The 19,402-nt window shown below is 64.6% G+C and carries 14 protein-coding genes; 2 read left to right on the top strand and 12 right to left on the bottom strand.

What is annotated here, in order from left to right; all coding sequences use genetic code 11:
- Positions 1–19: 19 nt before the first annotated feature.
- The 12 genes from secF to AC1DMY_RS02250 all read right to left on the bottom strand — a co-directional run bounded on the left by secF (position 20) and on the right by AC1DMY_RS02250 (position 14,529).
- Positions 20–985 carry a protein translocase subunit SecF gene (gene secF / locus AC1DMY_RS02305; protein ID WP_477163409.1) on the bottom strand — a complete coding sequence of 322 codons (966 nt, stop codon included), beginning with the start codon at positions 983–985 and terminating at the stop codon, positions 20–22.
- Positions 986–998: 13 nt separating this feature from the next.
- Entirely contained in the window at positions 999–2,870 is a 1,872-nt protein-coding gene (gene secD / locus AC1DMY_RS02300; protein WP_477163408.1) for a protein translocase subunit SecD, read from the bottom strand.
- A gap of 87 nt (positions 2,871–2,957) precedes the next feature.
- Positions 2,958–3,293, bottom strand: coding sequence for a preprotein translocase subunit YajC (yajC, locus tag AC1DMY_RS02295; RefSeq protein WP_046970017.1), 336 nt, complete (start codon positions 3,291–3,293; stop codon positions 2,958–2,960).
- A gap of 372 nt (positions 3,294–3,665) precedes the next feature.
- On the bottom strand, positions 3,666–4,790 hold the full coding sequence (tgt, locus tag AC1DMY_RS02290; protein WP_477163407.1) for a tRNA guanosine(34) transglycosylase Tgt: 1,125 nt from the start codon (positions 4,788–4,790) through the stop codon (positions 3,666–3,668).
- Between the two features lie 158 nt (positions 4,791–4,948).
- Positions 4,949–5,977: a tRNA preQ1(34) S-adenosylmethionine ribosyltransferase-isomerase QueA gene (gene queA / locus AC1DMY_RS02285; RefSeq protein WP_477163406.1), complete on the bottom strand. Its 1,029-nt coding sequence runs from the start codon at positions 5,975–5,977 to the stop codon at positions 4,949–4,951.
- 54 nt (positions 5,978–6,031) lie between these two features.
- Positions 6,032–8,461, bottom strand: a complete 2,430-nt coding sequence (locus AC1DMY_RS02280; RefSeq protein WP_477163405.1) for a hypothetical protein — start codon at positions 8,459–8,461, stop codon at positions 6,032–6,034.
- A 70-nt stretch (positions 8,462–8,531) separates the two neighbouring features.
- Positions 8,532–9,740: a DUF3142 domain-containing protein gene (locus AC1DMY_RS02275; RefSeq protein ID WP_477163404.1), complete on the bottom strand. Its 1,209-nt coding sequence runs from the start codon at positions 9,738–9,740 to the stop codon at positions 8,532–8,534.
- A gap of 55 nt (positions 9,741–9,795) precedes the next feature.
- A complete protein-coding gene (locus AC1DMY_RS02270) occupies positions 9,796–10,398 on the bottom strand; it encodes a response regulator transcription factor (protein ID WP_477163403.1) in 603 nt (200 codons plus the stop codon).
- Positions 10,395–11,576, bottom strand: a complete 1,182-nt coding sequence (locus AC1DMY_RS02265) for a sensor histidine kinase (protein ID WP_477163402.1) — start codon at positions 11,574–11,576, stop codon at positions 10,395–10,397. Before AC1DMY_RS02265 ends, AC1DMY_RS02270 begins: the two co-directional genes overlap by 4 nt.
- A complete protein-coding gene (locus AC1DMY_RS02260) occupies positions 11,573–12,724 on the bottom strand; it encodes a sensor histidine kinase (RefSeq protein ID WP_477163401.1) in 1,152 nt (383 codons plus the stop codon). Before AC1DMY_RS02260 ends, AC1DMY_RS02265 begins: the two co-directional genes overlap by 4 nt.
- Before the next feature lie 105 nt (positions 12,725–12,829).
- A complete protein-coding gene (locus tag AC1DMY_RS02255) occupies positions 12,830–13,615 on the bottom strand; it encodes an ABC transporter permease (RefSeq protein ID WP_477163400.1) in 786 nt (261 codons plus the stop codon).
- A complete protein-coding gene (locus tag AC1DMY_RS02250; RefSeq protein ID WP_477163399.1) occupies positions 13,615–14,529 on the bottom strand; it encodes an ABC transporter ATP-binding protein in 915 nt (304 codons plus the stop codon). Before AC1DMY_RS02250 ends, AC1DMY_RS02255 begins: the two co-directional genes overlap by 1 nt.
- 287 nt (positions 14,530–14,816) lie before the next feature.
- Here AC1DMY_RS02250 and AC1DMY_RS02245 point away from each other — a divergent pair, with 287 nt between their 5' ends.
- A complete protein-coding gene (locus tag AC1DMY_RS02245; protein WP_477163398.1) occupies positions 14,817–16,322 on the top strand; it encodes an aminotransferase class III-fold pyridoxal phosphate-dependent enzyme in 1,506 nt (501 codons plus the stop codon).
- A gap of 174 nt (positions 16,323–16,496) precedes the next feature.
- Positions 16,497–19,319 (top strand): lamin tail domain-containing protein, encoded by a 2,823-nt coding sequence (locus AC1DMY_RS02240; protein WP_477163397.1) that lies wholly within the window; start codon positions 16,497–16,499, stop codon positions 19,317–19,319.
- Positions 19,320–19,402: the final 83 nt, after the last annotated feature.

Below are 19,402 nucleotides of genomic sequence, written 5' to 3'. Positions count from 1 at the left end.
GCGAAGCAACGCGACCGGCTTAGGGCCGACGCGCCAGCTCCGGGTTTTCCTTCGTCCTGGGCATCAGGTCCTGCTTGGACACGCCCAGCCACAGCAGGATCGGGCTCGCCACGAAGATCGAGGAGAGCGTACCCACCAGGATGCCGATCAACATGGTGATGGCGAAGCCGTGCACCGCGGGACCACCGAAGAAGTACAGCGCGGCCATGGTGATGCCGGTGAACAGCGCGGTGATGATGGTACGCGACAGCGTGTTGTTGATCGAACGGTTGAGGATCTCTTCCGGCTCGGCCTTGCGCGCCAGGCGGAACAGTTCGCGCACACGGTCGAACACCACCACCTTGTCATTGATCGAGTAACCGATCACCGCCAGCACCGAGGCAAGCACCGTCAGGTCGAACTCGCGCTGCGTCAACGCGAAGATGCCGACCGTCACCAGCGCATCGTGGGCCTCGGTGGCGATGGCCGCCACGGCGAAGCGCCACTCGAAGCGGATGCCCAGGTACAAGCCGATGCCCAGTACCACCACGATGGCAGCCACGATGCCGTCGCTGCGCAGCTCCTCGCCCACCGCGGAGCCGACGTAGTCGCGGCTCTTGAGCTTGGCATCCGGACGCGCGGCCTGCAGGGCCTTGGTGACGTCGTCGGCGATCTTGTCCAGGTTCACCTTGCCGCCGTTGGCGACGCCGGAGTTCGGGTCGTCCTTCGGCTGCAAGCGAATGGACACTTCCTTGGTGCCGCCCAGGCTCTGCACCAGCGCATGCTCCATGCCGCCCTTTTCGAGCGCGTCGCGGACTTCGCCGACCTGCACCGCGCTGTCGTAGTCCATCACCATGGACACGCCACCGGTGAAATCCAGGCCATAGTTCAGGTGCTTCACCGAGATGAGCACGATCGACGCGACCATCAGCAAGATCGCGAGACCGACGCTGAACTTCCTCATGCCGAGGAAGTTCACATTGGCGTTGTGATTGAAAATTTCCATCTGTGTCTTTTCCTCAGACCGACAGCGTCTTGAGCTTGCGATGACCATGGATCAGCGCGGTGATCGCGTGCGTCACGGTGACCGAGGTGAACATCGAGGTCAAAATACCGATCAGCAGCGTGACACCGAAGCCCTTGATCGGGCCCGAGCCCATCGTGGTCAGCGCGAGCGCGGCGATAAGGTGGGTGACGTTGGCGTCGAGAATGGTGGCCCACGCCTTGTCGTAACCGGCGCGGATCGCCGCGTGCGGCGAGGAGCCGTTGCGCAGTTCTTCACGGATGCGTTCGCAGATCAGCACGTTCGCGTCGATCGCCATACCCAGCGTCAGCACGATACCGGCGATGCCCGGCATGGTCAGCGTCACGCCGACCGCCGACATCACGGCGATCAGGATCACCAGGTTGAAGAACAGCGCCACGTCGGCCACCAGGCCGAACAGCTTGTAGTAGAACGCAGCGGCCAGCAGCACCAGGGCGAGGCCGAGCGTCACGGCGCGCAGACCCTTCTGGATGTTGTCCTGACCCAGGCTGGGACCGATCACGCGCTCTTCGACGATATCGACCGGCGCCGCTAGCGAACCACCCTTGAGCAGCAGCGCAAGATCGGAGGCGTCCTTCGGGCTGCGCAGGCCGGTAGTCTGGAAGTTCTTGCCGAACACGCCATTGATGGTGGCGTAGTTGATCACTTCTTCGGTGACCTTCGGCGTGCGCACTTCCTTGCCGTCGACCATCTTGGTGTCGACCACGCGCTCCACGTACACCACGCCCATCGGCTTGCCGACGTTGCTGGTGGTGAAGTCGAGCATCTTCTTGGCGCCGGCCGCATTGAGCGTCACCGACACCGCCGGGCTGCCGCTCTGCTGGTCGAAGCTGGACGAAGCATCCACCAGCTGGTCGCCGGTGACGATGATGTTCTTGCTCAGCAGATACGGACGGCCATCGCGATCCTTGTACAGGCGCGCGTCGGGCGGAACGATGCCCGTGCGGGCAGCGTCCACGGCCTGCTGCGGCGTGCCGTAGCCCGAGCGATATTCCAGGGTCGCCACGGCGCCGATCAGCTTCTTCGCCTCGGCCGTATCCTGCACGCCGGCCAGCTCGACCACGATGCGGCTGTCGCCCTGCTGCTGGATGATCGGCTCGGACACGCCCAGCGCGTTGATGCGATTGCGCAGCGTGCCAAGGTTCTGACGGATGGTGTTGAGCGACAGCTCACGCGCCTTATCCGGACGCACCGCCGCGTTCAGCGGGAAACGATCGCCGGTGGCGTTGCCGTCCGTCACGGCGAGATCGGGATAATCCGCCGTAATGGCGTTGCCGGCAGCGGTGCGGTCGGCGGCGGACTTGAGCACCACCGACACGCCCTGCCCGCGCTGCGGGTTGCGCACCACCGACTCGTAACGGATGTTCTTTTCGCGCAGCAGGCTGCGGATGTCGTCCGCGTAACGCGTTTCCTGCTTGTCGATCACATCGTTCTGATCGACCTCCATGAGGAAGTGCACGCCGCCCTGAAGATCCAGGCCCAGCGGCATCGACTTGGCGCCGATCGACGTCAACCAATGCGGCACCGTCGACTTCAGGTTGAACGCCACCGTGTAGTCGTCGCCCAGCGAGGCCTTGATGGCATCGGCTGCGCTCTTCTGCACGTCGGCATTGGCGAAGCTGGCGAGCAGATGATCGCCATTGAGCTCGACACCGGTCGTAGCGACGTTGGCCTTCTTCAGCGCGTCGACCACCTTCTGTTCGATCGACTGGTCAACCGTCCCGTTGCGGTTGGCCGTGATCTGCACGGCAGGCACCGGCAGGAACACATTGGGCAACGCGTAAACAATACCGAGCACCAATACGATGGCGACCAGCGCATATTTCCAGCGTGGAAAATCACTCATGCCTTGAATCCGTCAAAAGCCGCGGCTGAGGCAGCCGCGGCGAGCAATGCATCGTGTGGACCGGAGCCCCTCCGCTCCGGCAAGTCGTCAGGACGACTTCAGCGAGCCCTTGGGCAGGACCTGCTGCACGGCGCCCTTCTGCACCTTGATCTTCACGTTCGGGGCGATCTCGACCGTGATGAAGCTCTCACCGATCTCTTCCACCTTGCCGGCGATACCGCCGTTCGTGACCACTTCGTCACCCTTGGACAGGGCCGACAGCATGGCGCGGTGTTCCTTCTGACGCTTCATCTGCGGGCGGATCATGACGAAGAACATGACCACCAGCAGCAGGATCGGCAGGGCCAGGCTCATCAGGGGATTCCCCCCCGGAGCGGCTGCGGGAGCGGCCTGGGCAATCACATAGGACATCGGAAAAGTCATCTGGCTCGTCTCGCAAGTAGCGGTATTGCCAGAGTTTTCTGACAACACCTGATAAAAGATCGTGGATTATGCCACGCGCCCCCGGCCCCTGCATGCGCTGCAAGGCCCGCCCGTGAAGGGTTCTGGCGCCGGGAGGCGTGCTTTGCAAGGGCTGGACCCGGGCGGCGGGCCGAAGGTTCCCCGGAACACCCTACCCCGTCATTCCGGCGCAGGCCGGAATCCAGTGGCGGCGAGGCCTGGTTTTTGCCCCTCTGTCGAGCCTGCCCTGCGTTACCGCGGAAACCCACCAATATCGCCACTGGATCCCGGCCTGCGCCCGGATGACGAGCACGTGGGTCAGTCTGAAAGTGGGTGACTGCCAACAAGGGGCAATCAGATCACCCCTCCCGCCCTGCGCGCATAAAACTCCGCCACGAAGTCCTCCAGCTTCCCCGCCGCAATGGCCTCACGCAGCCCGGCCATCAGGCGCTGGTAATGCCGCAAGTTGTGCATGGTGGCAAGCTGGCTGCCGAGGATCTCGTTGCAGCGGTCAAGATGCCGCAGGTAGGCGCGGCTGAAGCCGCTGCCGCAGGCGTAGCAGTCACAGCCTTCCTCGATCACGCGGGTGTCCAGCGCGAACTTGGCGTTGCGGATCCGCAGCGTGCCTTCGGCGGTGAACAGGAAGCCGTTGCGCGCATTGCGGGTCGGCATGACGCAGTCGAACATGTCGATGCCACGGCGCACCGCTTCCACGATGTCCTCCGGACGGCCCACGCCCATCAGGTAGCGCGGCTTGTCGGCCGGCAACATAGGCACCGTGAAATCCAGCGCGTGGTTTCGCTCGGCCTCCGGCTCGCCCACGGCGAGGCCGCCTACGGCGTAGCCATCGAAGCCGATGTTGACCAAGCCCTCCGCCGATCGACGGCGCAGGTTCTCGTAGACGCTGCCCTGCACGATGCCGAACAGCGCATTGGGATTCTTGAGATCGTCGAACGCGCGGCGCGACCGCTCCGCCCAGCGCAAGCTGAGCTCCATCGAAGTGGACGCCACCTTCTCCGTGGCCGGATACGGCGTGCACTCGTCGAAGATCATCGCGATATCCGAATCCAGCACCTTCTGGATGCGCATCGACTCTTCGGGCGACAGAAATACCTTGGACCCATCCACCGGCGAGGCGAAGGCCACGCCTTCCTCAGTGATCTTGCGCTTGTGCGCCAGCGAGAACACCTGGAAACCGCCGGAGTCGGTGAGGATCGGCTTGTCCCATCCGATGAACTTGTGCAGGCCGCCAAACTGCTCCACCACTTCGAGACCGGGGCGCAGATACAGGTGGAAGGTATTGCCCAGGATGATCTCGGCGCCGATCTCGCGGACGTCCCGCGGCGTCATCGCCTTCACCGAGCCATAGGTGCCAACCGGCATGAAGGCGGGCGTTTCCACCGTGCCGCGGTCGAATGTGAGACGGCCACGACGGGCCGCGCCATCAGTGGCCTGGAGTTCGAAAGTCATAGAAGTCATAGGGGGAATTATCGCCTGTCCGGCGATTTCGTGCTTTGGGGGCGCAGATGCCCCACCTTGTGGGAGCGCACCCTGTGCGCGACAAGCCTACGGAGCGGTACACCCCAGCGTGGCCGTCGCGCACAGGGTGCGCTGCCACAGGTGGGGGTTTCTGCCGTTCAGCCCTTCGGCAAGATCAACATCGCATCGCCATACGAGAAAAACCGGTACCTCTGCTCCACCGCATGCCGATACGAGCCCAGCATGAAGTCGCGTCCCGCCAGCGCTGACACCAGCATCAGCAGGGTCGACTGCGGCAGGTGGAAGTTGGTCAGCAGGCCGTCGATGCTGCTGAACTTGTAGCCGGGGAAGATGAAGATCTGCGTTTCGCCCGCGAACGGCTGCACTTCGCCATCGCGCACGGCGCTCTCCAGCGCGCGTACCACGGTGGTGCCCACCGCAATCACGCGACCGCCGGCCGCCCGCGTGCGGCGGATCTGCTCCACCAGGCTCGCGCCCACGTTGAGCCACTCGCGATGCATCTGGTGATCCTTGATGTCGTCCGCGCGGATCGGCTGGAAGGTTCCCGCACCGACGTGCAAGGTCACGTAGCCGAACTGGATGCCGCGTTCGCGCAGCGTGGCCAGCATCGCTTCATCGAAATGCAGGCCGGCCGTGGGCGCCGCCACCGCACCCGGTTCGCGCGCGAACACCGTCTGATAGCGCTCCATGTCGCTGGCATCGGCGTGGCGTTCGATATACGGCGGCAGCGGCATTTCGCCCAGTTTCAACAGCAGTCTTTCCAGCGGCTCGGGCGATTCGAAGTGCAGACGGAAGAACGACTCGTCGCGCCCCAGCACCACGGCATGACTGCCGTCGGCCAGCTCGATGCGGCCGCCCTCTTTCGGCTTCTTGCTCACACCCAGCTGCACGGTGGCCTCGTGCGCGCCGGTGACGCGCTCGATCAGGATTTCCACCTGGCCGCCGGTGTCCTTGCGGCCATACAGGCGCGCAGGCAGCACACGCGTGTCGTTGAACACCAGCAGGTCGCCGTCGCGCAGGAAATCCGGCAGCTCGCGGAACATACGGTCCTCGCGCGCCTGCGCTTGCACATCGAGCAGCAACAGGCGGCTGGCCGAACGCTCGGCCAACGGCGACTGCGCGATCAGCTCGGGCGGCAACTCAAAATCGAAATCGGTCTTCTTCACGGCGGGATACTGGCGTCGAATACGCCATTATCGCGCAAAACCCACGGCAGGCCGTCAGGCCGGGGTTTTGCGCCGACGGCGTAGCGCGATCCAGGCGGCCAGACCACCTGCCAGCACCACCACGGCCCCTAGTTCCAACGGCCAGCCGTGCCGCACGGCGCGCTTCAACGCTGCCACCTGCTCGCTGCGCTTGAGCGCTCGCGCACGGTCGAAATCGGGCTGTTCGCAACCCCTGCCGAAGCCACCGGCCCATTCGACGTACGCGCCTTGCCTCACATAGCGCTGGTAGTAGGCCTTGACGCGGCGCAGGCGCTCGGGCGACTCGCTGGGCACGGCTTCGCGGTAGCCCTGATAGTGATCCTCATAGTCCGGCGGACCTTGCATCATCCAGCCAGTCGCCTGGCACAGCACGGCTGCGAACGCCTGCGAACGCGGCGGCAATAGATCAGCGGCACGGCTCGCCTGGTCGGCAGCGATGTAGCGATAGTGAAAGCGATAGTTCGGGTTCGCTTCGCTGGCCGCATAGCGCTGCCGCTCACCCTCCGTCACGTAGGCCTGCTCAAGCGACTTGGGCGTCTGCCCGCTGCCGCCCTGATAGCTGCCCTCGCTATCGGTGTAATCGGGGCCCTGCTCGTAACCCAGGATCTCCATGCCGTGCTCGCGCGCGATGACGGCGGCGGCATACAGCGCCTGGGCCTTGCCGATGTCGGTCCAGGCTTGCTCGCTATCGTGCACGGCCTTGGCATAGCTACGCGCGGGGGAGCGGAAGCTCCGCATTTGCGGCTTTCCATCGTCGCCGTACGTGCCAAAACGCGCGTCGTTGTCCGCGGGAAAGTAAGGCAAGGCATCCTCATAGCGCCCCGCGCGCATCAAGCGGCGCGCGAGCATCCAGCGCAGGCTGTCGGCAATCGGTGCGCGGTAACTGAAGTTATCCACGTTGTCCGGACGCCTGGACATCGGTGGCGTGGCCGGCGCCCGGGCATCGACGAAGGACTTCAGCTCATCGACGGTAAGCACGCGCTCAGCGACATACATGGCGTCATTGCCGTAACCGTAAGAGGCCGTTTCCGAGTCCCAGTCGTAGACATTGCCGTCGCCACCCACGGCCACCGCTGCATCGTAGAGATGGCCCAGGGCCTCGACATACTCGCCACGCGCCAGTGCCAGCACACCGTGCTCGCCGGTGATCAGATTCGCGTTGGAGGGCTCGATGGCCGCCTGCGCATCACCCGCCTTTGGAAATGCCCTGGCAGCGGCGGCATAGGCGGCGCTGGCTGCAGCCAGATCTCCTTTCTGCAGGGCCAGCTTGGCGCGTACCCACTCGGCCAGCGGACCGGATGACTTTTCGACCAACCGTGCCGCCAGCCCGTAGTTGCCCACCTGGTAAGCGAGCGAGGCGAGACGGTCCGCGCCGGCGACCTGGTCGAGCCCGCGCTTCTCGATGGCCTGCACCAATGCCGTGAGGCTGGGATCGATCTTGCGCTCACTACCCACCGGAGCGTCGTCCGAATGGCCGTCCATGCGCGCCAGTGCATAGGCGACCAGCAATCGTTGCGGAACAGGCGTGTCGATCAGTTCATCGAGATGCTGCGGATGGCGCATCGTGAGATCGGCGATGGCCACCAGCGATTGCACGCCGCTGTTGGACTGATGTCCGGCCTGGGCCGCATACAGCGTGATGGCACGCTTGAGGTCGCCTGCAGCGATGCCCGTGCCGCAGTTGGCGTCGAAGCTGGCCGGATGATCGTCGCCGCCGCTGCCGCCATCGTCGAGGGTGGCGCCGGAGAGGTCGCCCCAGCTGCATTGCTTGCCGTGGCTGTACAGATACAGGCGCGCTTCTTCGCCGAAACTGTCGACGGCCAGTCCTTGCGGGTCGGAGGCGCCATCCACGGCGCGTGTACGCGCCAGCTGGAATGCCTTGGCCGCCGCTGCGCGCTCGCGCTGGAACGTCGCGGCGTCCGCTGCCGACGACTTGGCATGCGCTGCGTGGATGCGACCCAGCATGTAAGCCGCCCACACGGAGCGCAGCGTCGACTGTTCGGCCGGCAAGGCCAGCACCTGTTCGAACCGGGCCGCGGCCCGGTCGTCGTTACCCTTGGCGAAATCCACTGCACCGGCCATATAGGCACGCAGATCTTCCGGCAGATCCTTGCCCTGCTCGTACGCGGCATCGCCGGTGTCAAGCGCCCGCAGTGCATGGATGCGGGCCAGCTGTACGGTCGACACGCCCAGCGATTTCGCTTCGGCCTCATCGGCCTTGGGGTTTGCACGGTCGTCATCGGCCGCTGCTTGGCCGGTGACCAGTTTGTCGGTCGCGGCCAGCAGATGCATGGCCTCGAACGCGAAGCTGTTCTGCGGCACGGCTTTCAACGTACTGGCACGCTGGTCGAGCAACTGGTTAGGAAACATCGGGCCGCAGGCCCAGGCAACGGCACCGGCGAGGCCGGCCACCACTGCAGCGACGATCCATGGGCGCTTGAACATGGTTTCACCTGATAAGGGCGCTCCGCGCCCACATCACGTCAGTATGACGGAAAGCCCGATTTGGAAGACGTCAGGATTGCGCGCGCAGGGTGGGCGCGACACTACAGCGCAACCAGCCCACACCCAGTTGGCGTCCGGCGCGAAGCACGCCTACTCGGGAGCGCTGCAAATAGAGGTCCCGCCCACTGCGCTGCAAGACGTAGCCATTGATGCCATCAGCCGCCTCGCAGCCACCATCGACGCGCACGAGCGCTGGCAGGAGCACATCTGCCGTTCCCGCATTGACTAGTCGCACGTCGTAGCGCAGGCGATCGTCGGTGAGCTCAGCAACGACTTTCAAGCGTGCTTGCAATGGCTCGCGGGCAAGCACCGCCCGCCAGCTCGCCTCACTCCACGCACGCTCGTCCTCGCCGGTCGGCAGGCGAAACCACACGATGCCGGATAGCCCGTGAGGTGTGTCCACTTCCAGTGCCGCCACGAACGCCTGCATCGCGCGCGGATCGGCGAACAGTTCACTGGCCCCGTCGCTGCCCACCAAGCTGGGACGCTCGCTCTCGATGGCGGATACACGCCCCTGTTCGTCCCAACTCACTCGCGTGCCGTAGGCGGGCAAGGCAACGCGCCACGGCTTGCGTGTGTGCCGTGCAAAATCCGCCAGCCACGCCCTGGCACGCTCCGGGTTGAATAGCCCCGCGCGAGGCGATTGCACCGCATGTACCTGCAACACGGCCTCGTCGGCTTGCGCAAGCACAGCGTCGATGTCGCTGCTGTCCAGCCACGTGGGTAGCGCCGTTACCGACAGGCGCTCGTCCGCCCGCAGTGACGGATGCAAGGTCTGCAGGAAATGCGCGTAGCCGGGTAGACGCGACGTGGCGCAATCGTGGTCGATCTCAACGCCCGCAAAAACCATCTGCTGCGCGCGCCATTGGGCAAGGACCGCCTGCACGTCGGCCACCAGCACGGCTTCATCCCACTGCCGAAGCTGACCCTCGATACGCACCACGGCCACGATGGGTTTGCCGCTGGCCTTGAGTGCGCGCCAGTCGGGCGTGAACGTACGCCATTGGCCTTGTCCATCCATTTCGCCCGCAAGCACGCGCCACGCGCGGACGGACGGGCCGTTATCCGTTATCGACTGCACCAGCGCCGGCGTCCACTGCCGCTGCCACACGTAGGCATCGTTGGTCAGCGGCACTGGCTTGCTGGAACACGACGCCACAGCAGCGGCTGCGAACAGCCATGCAAGCCAGCGGATCGATCGGACAAGGATGGGAGACAAGGGCGCGCTCGAGAAAACCTGCTGGCGCTATTGCACCCGAACGCGCGGACGCTGGCTACAGCCAGCCCTTCTGCCGCGCGAGGCGGTAGGCCTCGATGCGGTTGGCGGCGCCTAGCTTGCCTATGGCCTCGGACAAATAATTGCGCACGGTGCCGTGCGACAGATTGAGCTGGGTGGCTATATCGTTGGCCGACTGTCCCTCGCCGGCCAGGCGCAGCACTTGTCGCTCGCGATCGTTCAGCGGATCGGCCTCTGACCAGGCCTCCAGGGCCAGCTGAGGATCGATGGCGCGTCCGCCGCGATGAACCATGCGCAGCGCTTCGGCAAGATTCTCGGCCGGCGCATCCTTCAACAGGTAGCCCGACACACCGGCATCCAGCGCGCGACGCAGAAAACCGGGACGCGCGAAGGTGGTCACGATGATCACCTTGATCGGCAGCTCATGGCGCTGGATGCGCTGGGCCAGCTCCAGCCCGGTCAAGCCCGGCATCTCGATATCGGTGACGAGCACATCGGGCTTCACGCGCTGCACTTCGCGCCACGCCGCCTCGCCGTCCGCGGCCGAACCAAGCACCTCGATGTCGCTTTCGAGGTTGAGTAGCGCGGTCAGCGCGCCGCGCACCATCGCCTGGTCTTCGGCCAGCATTACACGAATCATGCAGCACTCCTGTTGTCCAACATGACGACCGACGCTTCGGACGAAGCCCCCGGCATCTGCTCTTTGCCCAAGGGCACCTGCACGGTCAGCACCGTGCCATGCCGCGGCGGCGAATCGATCTGCAAGCTGCCGCCCAGCGCACGCACGCGTTCGCGCATGCCGCTCACGCCATTGCCGTGCACGCTCAGGCCGCCGCAACCATCGTCCGAGACCTGCATGCGCAAGCTGTGCTTGTCGATCGTGAAGTCGACGCTGACGGTGTTCGCCTTGGCGTGACGATGGATATTGGTCACCGCCTCGCGCAGCACCAGAGCCAGGGGTGCTTCCACCTGGGCGGGCAGCTGGACCTCGCAAGGAAAGGCCCCATGGAACCCGACGCCCGAGGCTTCCAGCATCAGACGCGCCGAGACCAGCTCCGCGGCCAGATCGCCGCGCCGCATGCCGGTGACCGCCGTGCGCACTTCGGCCAGCGCATGACGCGCGACGCGCTCGACTTCGTCCATTTCGCGCTGGGCGCGCTCGGGGTCGACCAGCGCGAGTTTGCGCGCGAGTTCGGATTTGAGCGCGACCAGCGACAAGGTGTGGCCGAGCAAGTCGTGCAGGTCCCGGCCAATGCGTTCGCGTTCCGCCATCGTGGCGAGCCGGCGCACTTCTTCCTGCGACAGACGCAGCGCCACGTCCTTGCGTTGGTTGTTCATGCGCAGGAAATGCCCGAAGCCGGACGTCAACGACACGAAGACGATCAACAGCATGATCCAGGGCGAGACGTGCAGTTCGTACGCAACGATGGCCGTAGGAACGACCAGGACCGCCAGTGCCGTCAACCAGCGACGCAACGACGACAGGTAGGCAAAGCACATGGCCGACGACACCACATAACCGATCGCCACGCCGTTGTACGGCCACACCATCAAGCCGAGAACAGCGATGCCCGCGGCATACCAGGCCAGCTGTCGATAAGGCGCGGTATAGACCTTGAAGTGGAAATACAGATACAGCGGCGCCGAGATCAGCGTGGGCACGAGCCAGCGCGTCCACACGGCCCTGGGGTCGCCGATCGGTCCGATCAACAGCGCAGCGACCCACACGAGATTGGCCATGGCCTCCCAGCGCAGGTAACTGGGTGAGCCAAGCTTGCCGAGCAGGGAATCGGGATGCGGCTTGAACCAGTTGTTCATGTCGCCTGCCGCTCCTGCGGTGACCAAGCCGTCCCCGGCGAATCCGGCGTCCCGTCGATCTGGCCCAGGTCGCGAAATACCGAGCGCGAACGCAGCGGGACCATGATGTTCAAGCGCGTGCCTTGGCCTGCCGGCGACAACACTTCGAGGGTGCCGCCCAGCGCTTTGACCCGTTCGCACATGCCCTTGAGGCCATTGCCGTGCACATCGATGCCGCCGCGCCCATCGTCCTGGATACACAGTTTCAGCGTCTGGTTGGCCACTTCGGTAAGTACGCGCGCGCGACTCGCTTGGGCGTGCCGGGCAATATTGGTCACGGCTTCGCGCAGCACGAGTGCGAGCCCACGCTCGACCTCGACCGGCAAGGAAGGCGGCAGCTCGCCGCATTCGAACGACACCGCCGACGACTCCAGCATCAGTCGCGCTGCGGCAAGTTCGGCCGCCAGATCGGTGGCGCGTATGCCTGACACCGCCGTGCGAACCTCCTGCAAAGCATGCCGTGCCACACGCTCGGCTTCGGCCATTTCGCGCTTGGCGGCTTCTGTGTCGCGATCGAACAGCTTGCGCGACAGCTCCAGCTTCAAGGTAATCAGCGACAGCGTATGTCCCAGCAGGTCATGCAAGTCGCGGCCGATGCGCTCGCGCTCGGCCAGCGCTGCCAGCCGGCGCACTTCATCGTGTGAAAGGCGAAGCTCGGCTTCCTTTTCTTCACTGAGGCGCTCGGCGTGCACCACCAGGCCGACGATGATCGAGGTCACCGGTATCCAGATCACCGCCTGCCACGGATAGTTGAGCAGCCGCACCTCGACGATGAGCATCACGTTGAGCAGGGCCAGCAGCGCCATGTAGCGGCTCAGCTTCATGCGGCAGCTGCGCAGCATGATGGTGCCGTAGACGAAATACGTTAGCCCGCTGGGATACCAGCGCAGCAGCAACATCGACAAGGCAACCAGGGCCAGCGCGTAGTAGCGCGAGCGCCGCCGGGAAGCGATGCATGCCTGCGCATACAGCAGCAGGAACAGCGGATAGCTGAAGAAAGTGATCCAGGCCCACTGCCAGGTGTAGTGATCGAACGCCGGGATCACGAACACCCAGACCGACCACAGCAGATGCACCGCATCCACCCATGGCGATTTGCCTTTGTGCATGCTGATCGCCGCCAGAGAATCCGGCGCCGGCGTAAACCAAGCTCGTAGCCACTGACGCACCGTGTCCCGCTCCCCGTGATCCGTCCGCCCCTCGCGCATGCTACTTCAACCCACCCGATGCAGGCGTCGGGCCGCCAGCAGGAAGAAGCCCACGCCATAAGCCAGCAGCACGAGCAGATGCGGCCATGCCGGTGAGTGGTCCAAGCCCAGTGATCCCAGGGCAAGCTGCTGCAGGTGGGCGCCGGGCCAGATCGGCGCGACGCGTTGCAGCGCCTGCGGCAGCGCGGAGAGTGGAATCCACAGGCCGGAAAGGAACGACATGGGCAGATAGATCAGGTTGATGACGCCAGGCGCACCCTGCCCCTTCACCAACGTGCCCACCAGCATGCCCAACGCACAGAACGGCAACACGCCCATCATCCCGGTGACGATGAATATGAGCGCCTGAAGGACGCTCAGCTGCACGTGCGCAAAGCCCACGCCCAGCGCCAGCAGCAAGAGCATCACCATCGCCGCGGCCAGCATCGCCATCACCATCTTGCCCAGCAGATACGCACCGGGCGGCATCGGCATCGCGCGCTTGAGTGTCAGCAGGCCGTTTTCGCGCTCCATCGCCAACGAGACGCCGAAGCCGAACAGACCCGGGCTCATCACGCCGAACACGCCATAGCTCGCCAGCAAATAGCGCGCGGTATTCGCATCGGCGTTGTGATTCATCACGATGCCGAACAGCAGGTAGAACATGGTGGGAAACAAGGTCACCGGCAGCAGGAAGCCCGGCGAACGGAAGTAGCGCAGGCATTCGCTGCGCGCCTCCGTGACGTAGGCCCCAAGCAGGCGGCGCGACGTCATGCCTTGATACGGCGAGCGTTGGATGGCGGTCACGGACATTACGCAGCCTCCTTTTCGGCGACGTTGTCGCGGGTCAATTCGGTGAACGCCTCGGCGAGGCCGGCGCGACGCACTTCCAGTTCCGACAGCAAGGGATCGGCATCGAGCAGGCGACGCAGCACGTGCTCGGGCGCATCGCTATGCAAAAGCAGGTGCGTGCCATCGCGTTCGGCGTGCGATACGTGCGGCCATTGCGCGAGCGCGCCTGCGTCCAGATCGCTGATGCAGCGAATGCGCGTCACCGCCACATGCGCACGCAACTCATCCACGCTTCCTTCGCTCAATACGCGGCCCTTGCCGAGTACGACCACGCGGTGCGCCAGCGCTTCGGCTTCTTCCAGGTAATGCGTGGTGAGCACCACGGCGCAACCTTCGGCGGTGAGCCGTCGAATCGCCGCCCACAATTTTTGCCGTGCATCGATATCCATGCCGACCGTGGGCTCATCCAAGAACAGCAACTCCGGTCGGCCGCACAGCGCCAGCGCAAACTGCACCCGACGCTGCTGGCCGCCGGAAAGCGCCGCGTAGCGACGAGAGAGCAGATCCGCCACGCCGGCCATTTCCGCGCTTTCCGCCAGCGAACGCGGCGCGGGGTAATAACTCATGGTGAGGCGTAACAGTTCCGATACAGTCAGCGTCGATGGCAGAAAGGCCGACTGCAGCATCACGCCGATACGACGGCGCGCGTCAATCGCCTGCGGATCCTGGCCAAACAGTTCCACCCTGCCCGCATCAGCGCGCAACAATCCCAGCAGAAGGCTGATCGCCGTGCTCTTGCCGGCGCCGTTGGGGCCGAGCAAGGCGAGCAGTTCGCCGCGGTGCAGCATGAGGTCCAGGCCATCCAGCGCCGTTAAAGCACCGTAACGTTTGACTGCACCAGCCAGGCTGGCCACCACTGCGGCAGACGGGTTCATGGCTCCTCCTTGTTGCCTGCCATCCTAGGCACTGCAAGGGTTTGCCGGCAGTTGACCCCGTCAGCTACCACACATGACAAGCGTCACCCGGGGTACCGGCGGCGACACCGCCGCGCTATGCTCAGCCAGTCGTTGCATTGCCACATCCGTGATGGATCGCACTGCGGCACGGCTCTCACGGGCCAAGAGAAACGCTGAACGGTTTCGCGTTTCCGCAACGCATTCGTAGACACATCGATGCGCATGCCATCGGGACGGCAGGCAAGTCGACCTTGAAGGAGTTACCCATGGGCGTGATTGATCAGCTGCGCGAACTGCGCGAATTCGGCGGCGCACCGCAGACCAACGGCCTCGACGACGCCACCATCGAACGCTACGCGGCCAGTCATCCTGACTTGGCGCAGGCGATCAGCGATGCCGTGACGCGTCATCGTGAACTGCGCGGCGAACTCGGCGATTTCCTCAAGCTCGACGAAGCCGAGCAGATGGCACAGGTGCAGACGGAATTCGTGAACTTCTATCCGGACGATGCCATCAACCCGTACCTGCCCGCGGCTGCGCGCGGCCCGTGGGTGGTGAGCTTCAAGGGCGCCGTGATCCACGACAACGGCGGCTACGGCATGCTCGGCTTTGGCCACAACAACGCCTCCATCGACGCCGCGCTGGCGCGTCCGCAGGTGATGGCCAACGTGATGACGCCGAGCATCTCGCAGATGCGCTTTGCCAAGGCGATGGATCGCGAACTGGGCCGCAACCGCGATAGCAATCCGTATACGCGTTACCTCGCCCTCAATTCCGGTTCGGAGTCCGTGGGCCTGGCCTGTCGCATTGCCGACGTCAATGCCAAGCTGCTGACCGATCCGGGCGCGCGTTATGCCGGTCGCGCCATCAAGCGCCTGGTGGTGAAGGGTGCCTTCCACGGCCGCACCGACAAGCCGGCGCTGTACTCCGATTCCACGCGCAAGACCTATCTGCAGCATCTGGCCAGCTATCGCCATGAAGACACGCTGCTCACCGTGCAGCCGTACGACATCGCGCAGCTCGAAGCCGTGTTTGCCGATGCGGACAAGAACGGCTGGTTCATCGAGGCGATGTTCCTGGAACCGGTGATGGGCGAAGGCGATCCGGGTCGCGCGGTGACGCCGGAGTTCTATCAGAAGGCCCGTGCGCTCACCGAAGCGCACGGTGCGTTGCTGCTGGTCGACTCCATCCAGGCGGGCCTGCGTGCGCATGGCGTGCTGTCGGTCACCGATTATCCGGGCTTCGAGAAACTCGCGCCGCCGGACATGGAAACCTTCTCCAAGGCGCTCAACGCCGGCCAGTACCCGCTGTCCGTGCTTGCCGTCACTGCGCGCACCGCCGAGCTGTACCGCAAAGGCATCTACGGCAACACCATGACGGCCAACCCGCGTGCGCTCGACGTGGCGCTCGCCACGCTCGACCTGCTCACCGATGAGGTGCGCAACAACATCCGCGAGCGCGGCAAGGAATTCGTCGACAAGCTCAACGCCTTGAAGAACGAACTGGGCGGCCTGATCACCAAGGTGCAAGGCACCGGCCTGCTGTTTTCCTGCGAACTGTCGCCTGAGTTCAAGTGCTACGGCGCCAACTCCATCGAAGAGTTCATGCGCGAGCGCGGCGTGGGCGTGATCCACGGCGGTACCAACTCGCTGCGCTTCACGCCGCACTTCCTGGTGACCAGCGAGGAAGTGGATCTGGTGGTTTCGCACGTACGCCAGGCCCTGCTCCAGGGGCCGCGCAAGCTCAAGACGGTGAAGGCCGAAGCGGCCTGAAGTAGCGATATGACCGGCATCGTTCACGCAACGTCGACGATGCCGGTCACACAGCGGAACGCAAAGCGCTTCGCAAAATGAAGCGCTGCCGCAACTTCCTTCGCAAAACTGTCGCAATGGCTACTTAGCCTCTCCCTGTTGGGGTCCGCCCCGGACCCAGGAAGGGAGTGGTCAATGAAACCAGCGCACATTCGACGTGCCCTTTTATCCGCACTGTTGCTCGCCTTGTCGGCAACCGCTGCGCAAGCGGCAGATCTCAGCATCAGCCAGTTTCGAGTCCGTGGCCCGGCCGGCGGCAACGACGAATTCGTCGAGCTGTTCAACAGCGGCAGCAAGGCGCTGGATCTGTCGGGCTACAAGTTCAACGCCTCCAACGTCAGCGGCACCACGGGCACGCGCCTGACGCTACCCAGCGGCACCTCCATCGCGCCGGGCTGCTATCTGTTGCTCACCAATAGCGCGAGCAGCGGTTATTCCGGCAGCGTGGTTGGCGATCTCAAGTACAGCACGGGCGTCACCGACGACGGCGGCCTTGCCATCCTCGATGGCTCAGGCCAACTGGTCGATCAGGTGGGCCTCTCCACCGGTTCGGCGTACAAGGCCGGCACGCCGCTGGCATCGTTGGGCACCACCAATGCCGACAAGGGCTATGGCCGCAAGCCCAGCACGGCCGGCTTGCCGCAGAACACGGGCGACAACCAGGCGGATTTCAACGTGGTCTCCCCCACGGCGCCGCACAACAGTGCGAGCACCTGCGTCGTGCTGGGCCAGGCGTTGTCCATCGCCGATGCCAGCGCCACGGTGCGCGGTGCGGCGGACGTCCCAATGCCATTCACCGTCGCGCTTACGCAGCCGGCGCCCACGGGCGGCGTATCGGTGCACGTGGCAACACTTGATGGCACGGCGACGGTCGCCAATCACGACTACGACGCGCTCGATGCCAACCTGAGCATCGCCGAAGGGCAGATGCAGGCGAGCTTCAACGTGGTCGTGCATGGCCGCACGACGCCGAGCGACGACAAGGCTTTCGAGGTCAAGCTGAGCCAGCCCAGCGGCAATCTTCCGCTGTCGCGCGATACGGCGATCGGCGCCATCCTCTACGACATTCCGGTCGCCGCCGAAATCTGGCAGATCCAGGGTCGCGATCAGATCTCGCCACTGCTCGGCAAGCCGGTGAAGACCACCGGCAACATCGTCACCGCGGTGGGCCCGGCGGGCTTCACCATGCAGACGCCCGACACGCGCGCCGATGCCGATCCGCTCACCTCCAACGGCATCTATGTCTTTACCTCCAGCACGCCGACGGTGGCCGTGGGCGATGTGGTGAACGTGGATGCCAGGGTCGCCAACTACTACCAGTTGCCCGAGCTCACCAGCCCCGTCGTGACGGTGACGTCGCACGGCGCGCGCCTGCCGAAGGCGATCGTATTTGATGAGGCGATGCCTTCGTCCGATCCCGCCAAACTGTCCTGCGGCGCGACCAACTTCCAGTGCTTCGTGGGCATGCGTGTGGTGATCGAGAACGGCATGATCAATACGGGCAACAAGCGCTTCAGCGGCGAGCCCTTTGCGGAAGTGAGCATCACCGCAAACGGCAAGCGCTCGTTGCGCCTCCCCGGCGTGCGCTACAGCGTGCCAGTGCCTGACGGCGTGCAGCTGCCCAACTGGAGCGGCAACCCGGAAGTGTTCAAGATGAACACGGCGGACTTCGGCGCCGTGCCGCTCAACACGCCGTTCGTGGCGGGCACCACCTTCCGTGCCGAAGGCATCATCTCCTACGACTTCGGTGCCTATACATTCATCCCGACCAAGATCACCTTGAAGCATGTCGCGGAAATGCCACGCTCCGTTTCGCCCACGGCACCGTATGCACTACGTATCGGTGCGTTCAACACCGAGCGCTTCTGCGACACCGACTTCAACACCGTCTTCACCTGCAGCGGCGACAGCAAGGAGCCGACGGCGGATCAAGTGGCATTGAAGACGCAACGCCTGTCCGCCTATATCGGCAGCGTGCTGCAGTTGCCCGACGTGCTGTCGGTGGAGGAAGTGAAGAGCCTGCCGCTGCTGCAGGGCCTGGCCACCCAGCTGGGCGACGACTATCGCGCCAAGTACCAGGCTTACCTGGTGCCCGGGCACGATCCCAGCGGCATCAACGTGGGCTTCCTGGTGCGCAGCGACCGCGTTCGCGTGGTCTCCGTGCAGCAGCTGGCCGCCGACGAAACGTGGAACGACAACGGCCAGACCGCGTTCGTGCACGACCACCCGCCGCTCCTGCTTACCGCCGAAGCGCGCGGCGTGCGCTTCCAGGTGATCTCGGTGCACATGAAGGCGCGCACCAACGTCGACGACAACGACGACAGCGCTGTGCGCGACCGTCAGAAGCGCTTCCTGCAGGCCAGTTCGCTGGCGCGCCAGGTGCAGAACCTGCAGGGCGTCAATCCGTGGCAGCCGTTGATGGTGGTCGGTGACTTCAACGCCTACCAGTTCAGCGATGGCTGGGTCGACGTGGTCGGACTCGCGTCGGGCAAGTACAAGGACAGCGAAAACCAGCTGAAGCTGGGCAAGAACATCGTGCGCCCGGCACTGTGGAACGCGGTCGAATCGGTGCCGCAGAACGATCGCTACTCGTTCCTCTACACCGAGGAATTCGGCCCGATCCAGGGTTATACAGCGGCAGGCTCCGGCAACTCGGGTCGCGAAGTGCCCACCGTGCAGGTGCTCGATCATGCGCTGATGAACGAGGTTGCCCGACTGCGCTTCCTGAAGATGCAGTACGGTCGCGCCGACCTCGATGCACCGGTGCAAACCGAGGCCGATGCCGCGACCGCCACCGACGTGCGCAAGGCGATCGGCGTGTCCGATCACGATGGCTTCGTGGTCGACCTGTTCGTGCCGGGATTGTTTGGCGAACAAGGCCATGGTCATCACGATGACGACGACCACGGGCACGGCCATCACGACGACGATGACCAAGGACACGACCACGGTCACTGAGCAGTCGCTTCAAATCCCTAGGAGGCCACGCCCGGCGACGGGCGTGGCCTTTCCTTTGGCGCCCCGCCAGGCTAAGAAAAGTC

Source organism: Dyella sp. 01L423 (assembly GCF_056399945.1).
The sequence above is the reverse complement of the archived record's forward strand: the minus strand, read 5'-3'. Positions and strand labels throughout refer to the sequence as shown.

Coding starts and splice junctions, on each gene's coding strand:
- AC1DMY_RS02270 (WP_477163403.1), bottom strand. CDS start 10,398: ATGATTCGTGTAATGCTGGCCGAAGACCAGGCGATGGTGCGCGGCGCG.
- tgt (WP_477163407.1), bottom strand. CDS start 4,790: ATGACTTCTATGACTTTCGAACTCCAGGCCACTGATGGCGCGGCCCGT.
- AC1DMY_RS02255 (WP_477163400.1), bottom strand. CDS start 13,615: ATGTCCGTGACCGCCATCCAACGCTCGCCGTATCAAGGCATGACGTCG.
- AC1DMY_RS02260 (WP_477163401.1), bottom strand. CDS start 12,724: ATGCACAAAGGCAAATCGCCATGGGTGGATGCGGTGCATCTGCTGTGG.
- secF (WP_477163409.1), bottom strand. CDS start 985: ATGGAAATTTTCAATCACAACGCCAATGTGAACTTCCTCGGCATGAGG.
- secD (WP_477163408.1), bottom strand. CDS start 2,870: ATGAGTGATTTTCCACGCTGGAAATATGCGCTGGTCGCCATCGTATTG.
- yajC (WP_046970017.1), bottom strand. CDS start 3,293: ATGACTTTTCCGATGTCCTATGTGATTGCCCAGGCCGCTCCCGCAGCC.
- AC1DMY_RS02250 (WP_477163399.1), bottom strand. CDS start 14,529: ATGAACCCGTCTGCCGCAGTGGTGGCCAGCCTGGCTGGTGCAGTCAAA.
- AC1DMY_RS02280 (WP_477163405.1), bottom strand. CDS start 8,461: ATGTTCAAGCGCCCATGGATCGTCGCTGCAGTGGTGGCCGGCCTCGCC.
- AC1DMY_RS02240 (WP_477163397.1), top strand. CDS start 16,497: ATGAAACCAGCGCACATTCGACGTGCCCTTTTATCCGCACTGTTGCTC.
- AC1DMY_RS02245 (WP_477163398.1), top strand. CDS start 14,817: ATGGGCGTGATTGATCAGCTGCGCGAACTGCGCGAATTCGGCGGCGCA.
- AC1DMY_RS02265 (WP_477163402.1), bottom strand. CDS start 11,576: ATGAACAACTGGTTCAAGCCGCATCCCGATTCCCTGCTCGGCAAGCTT.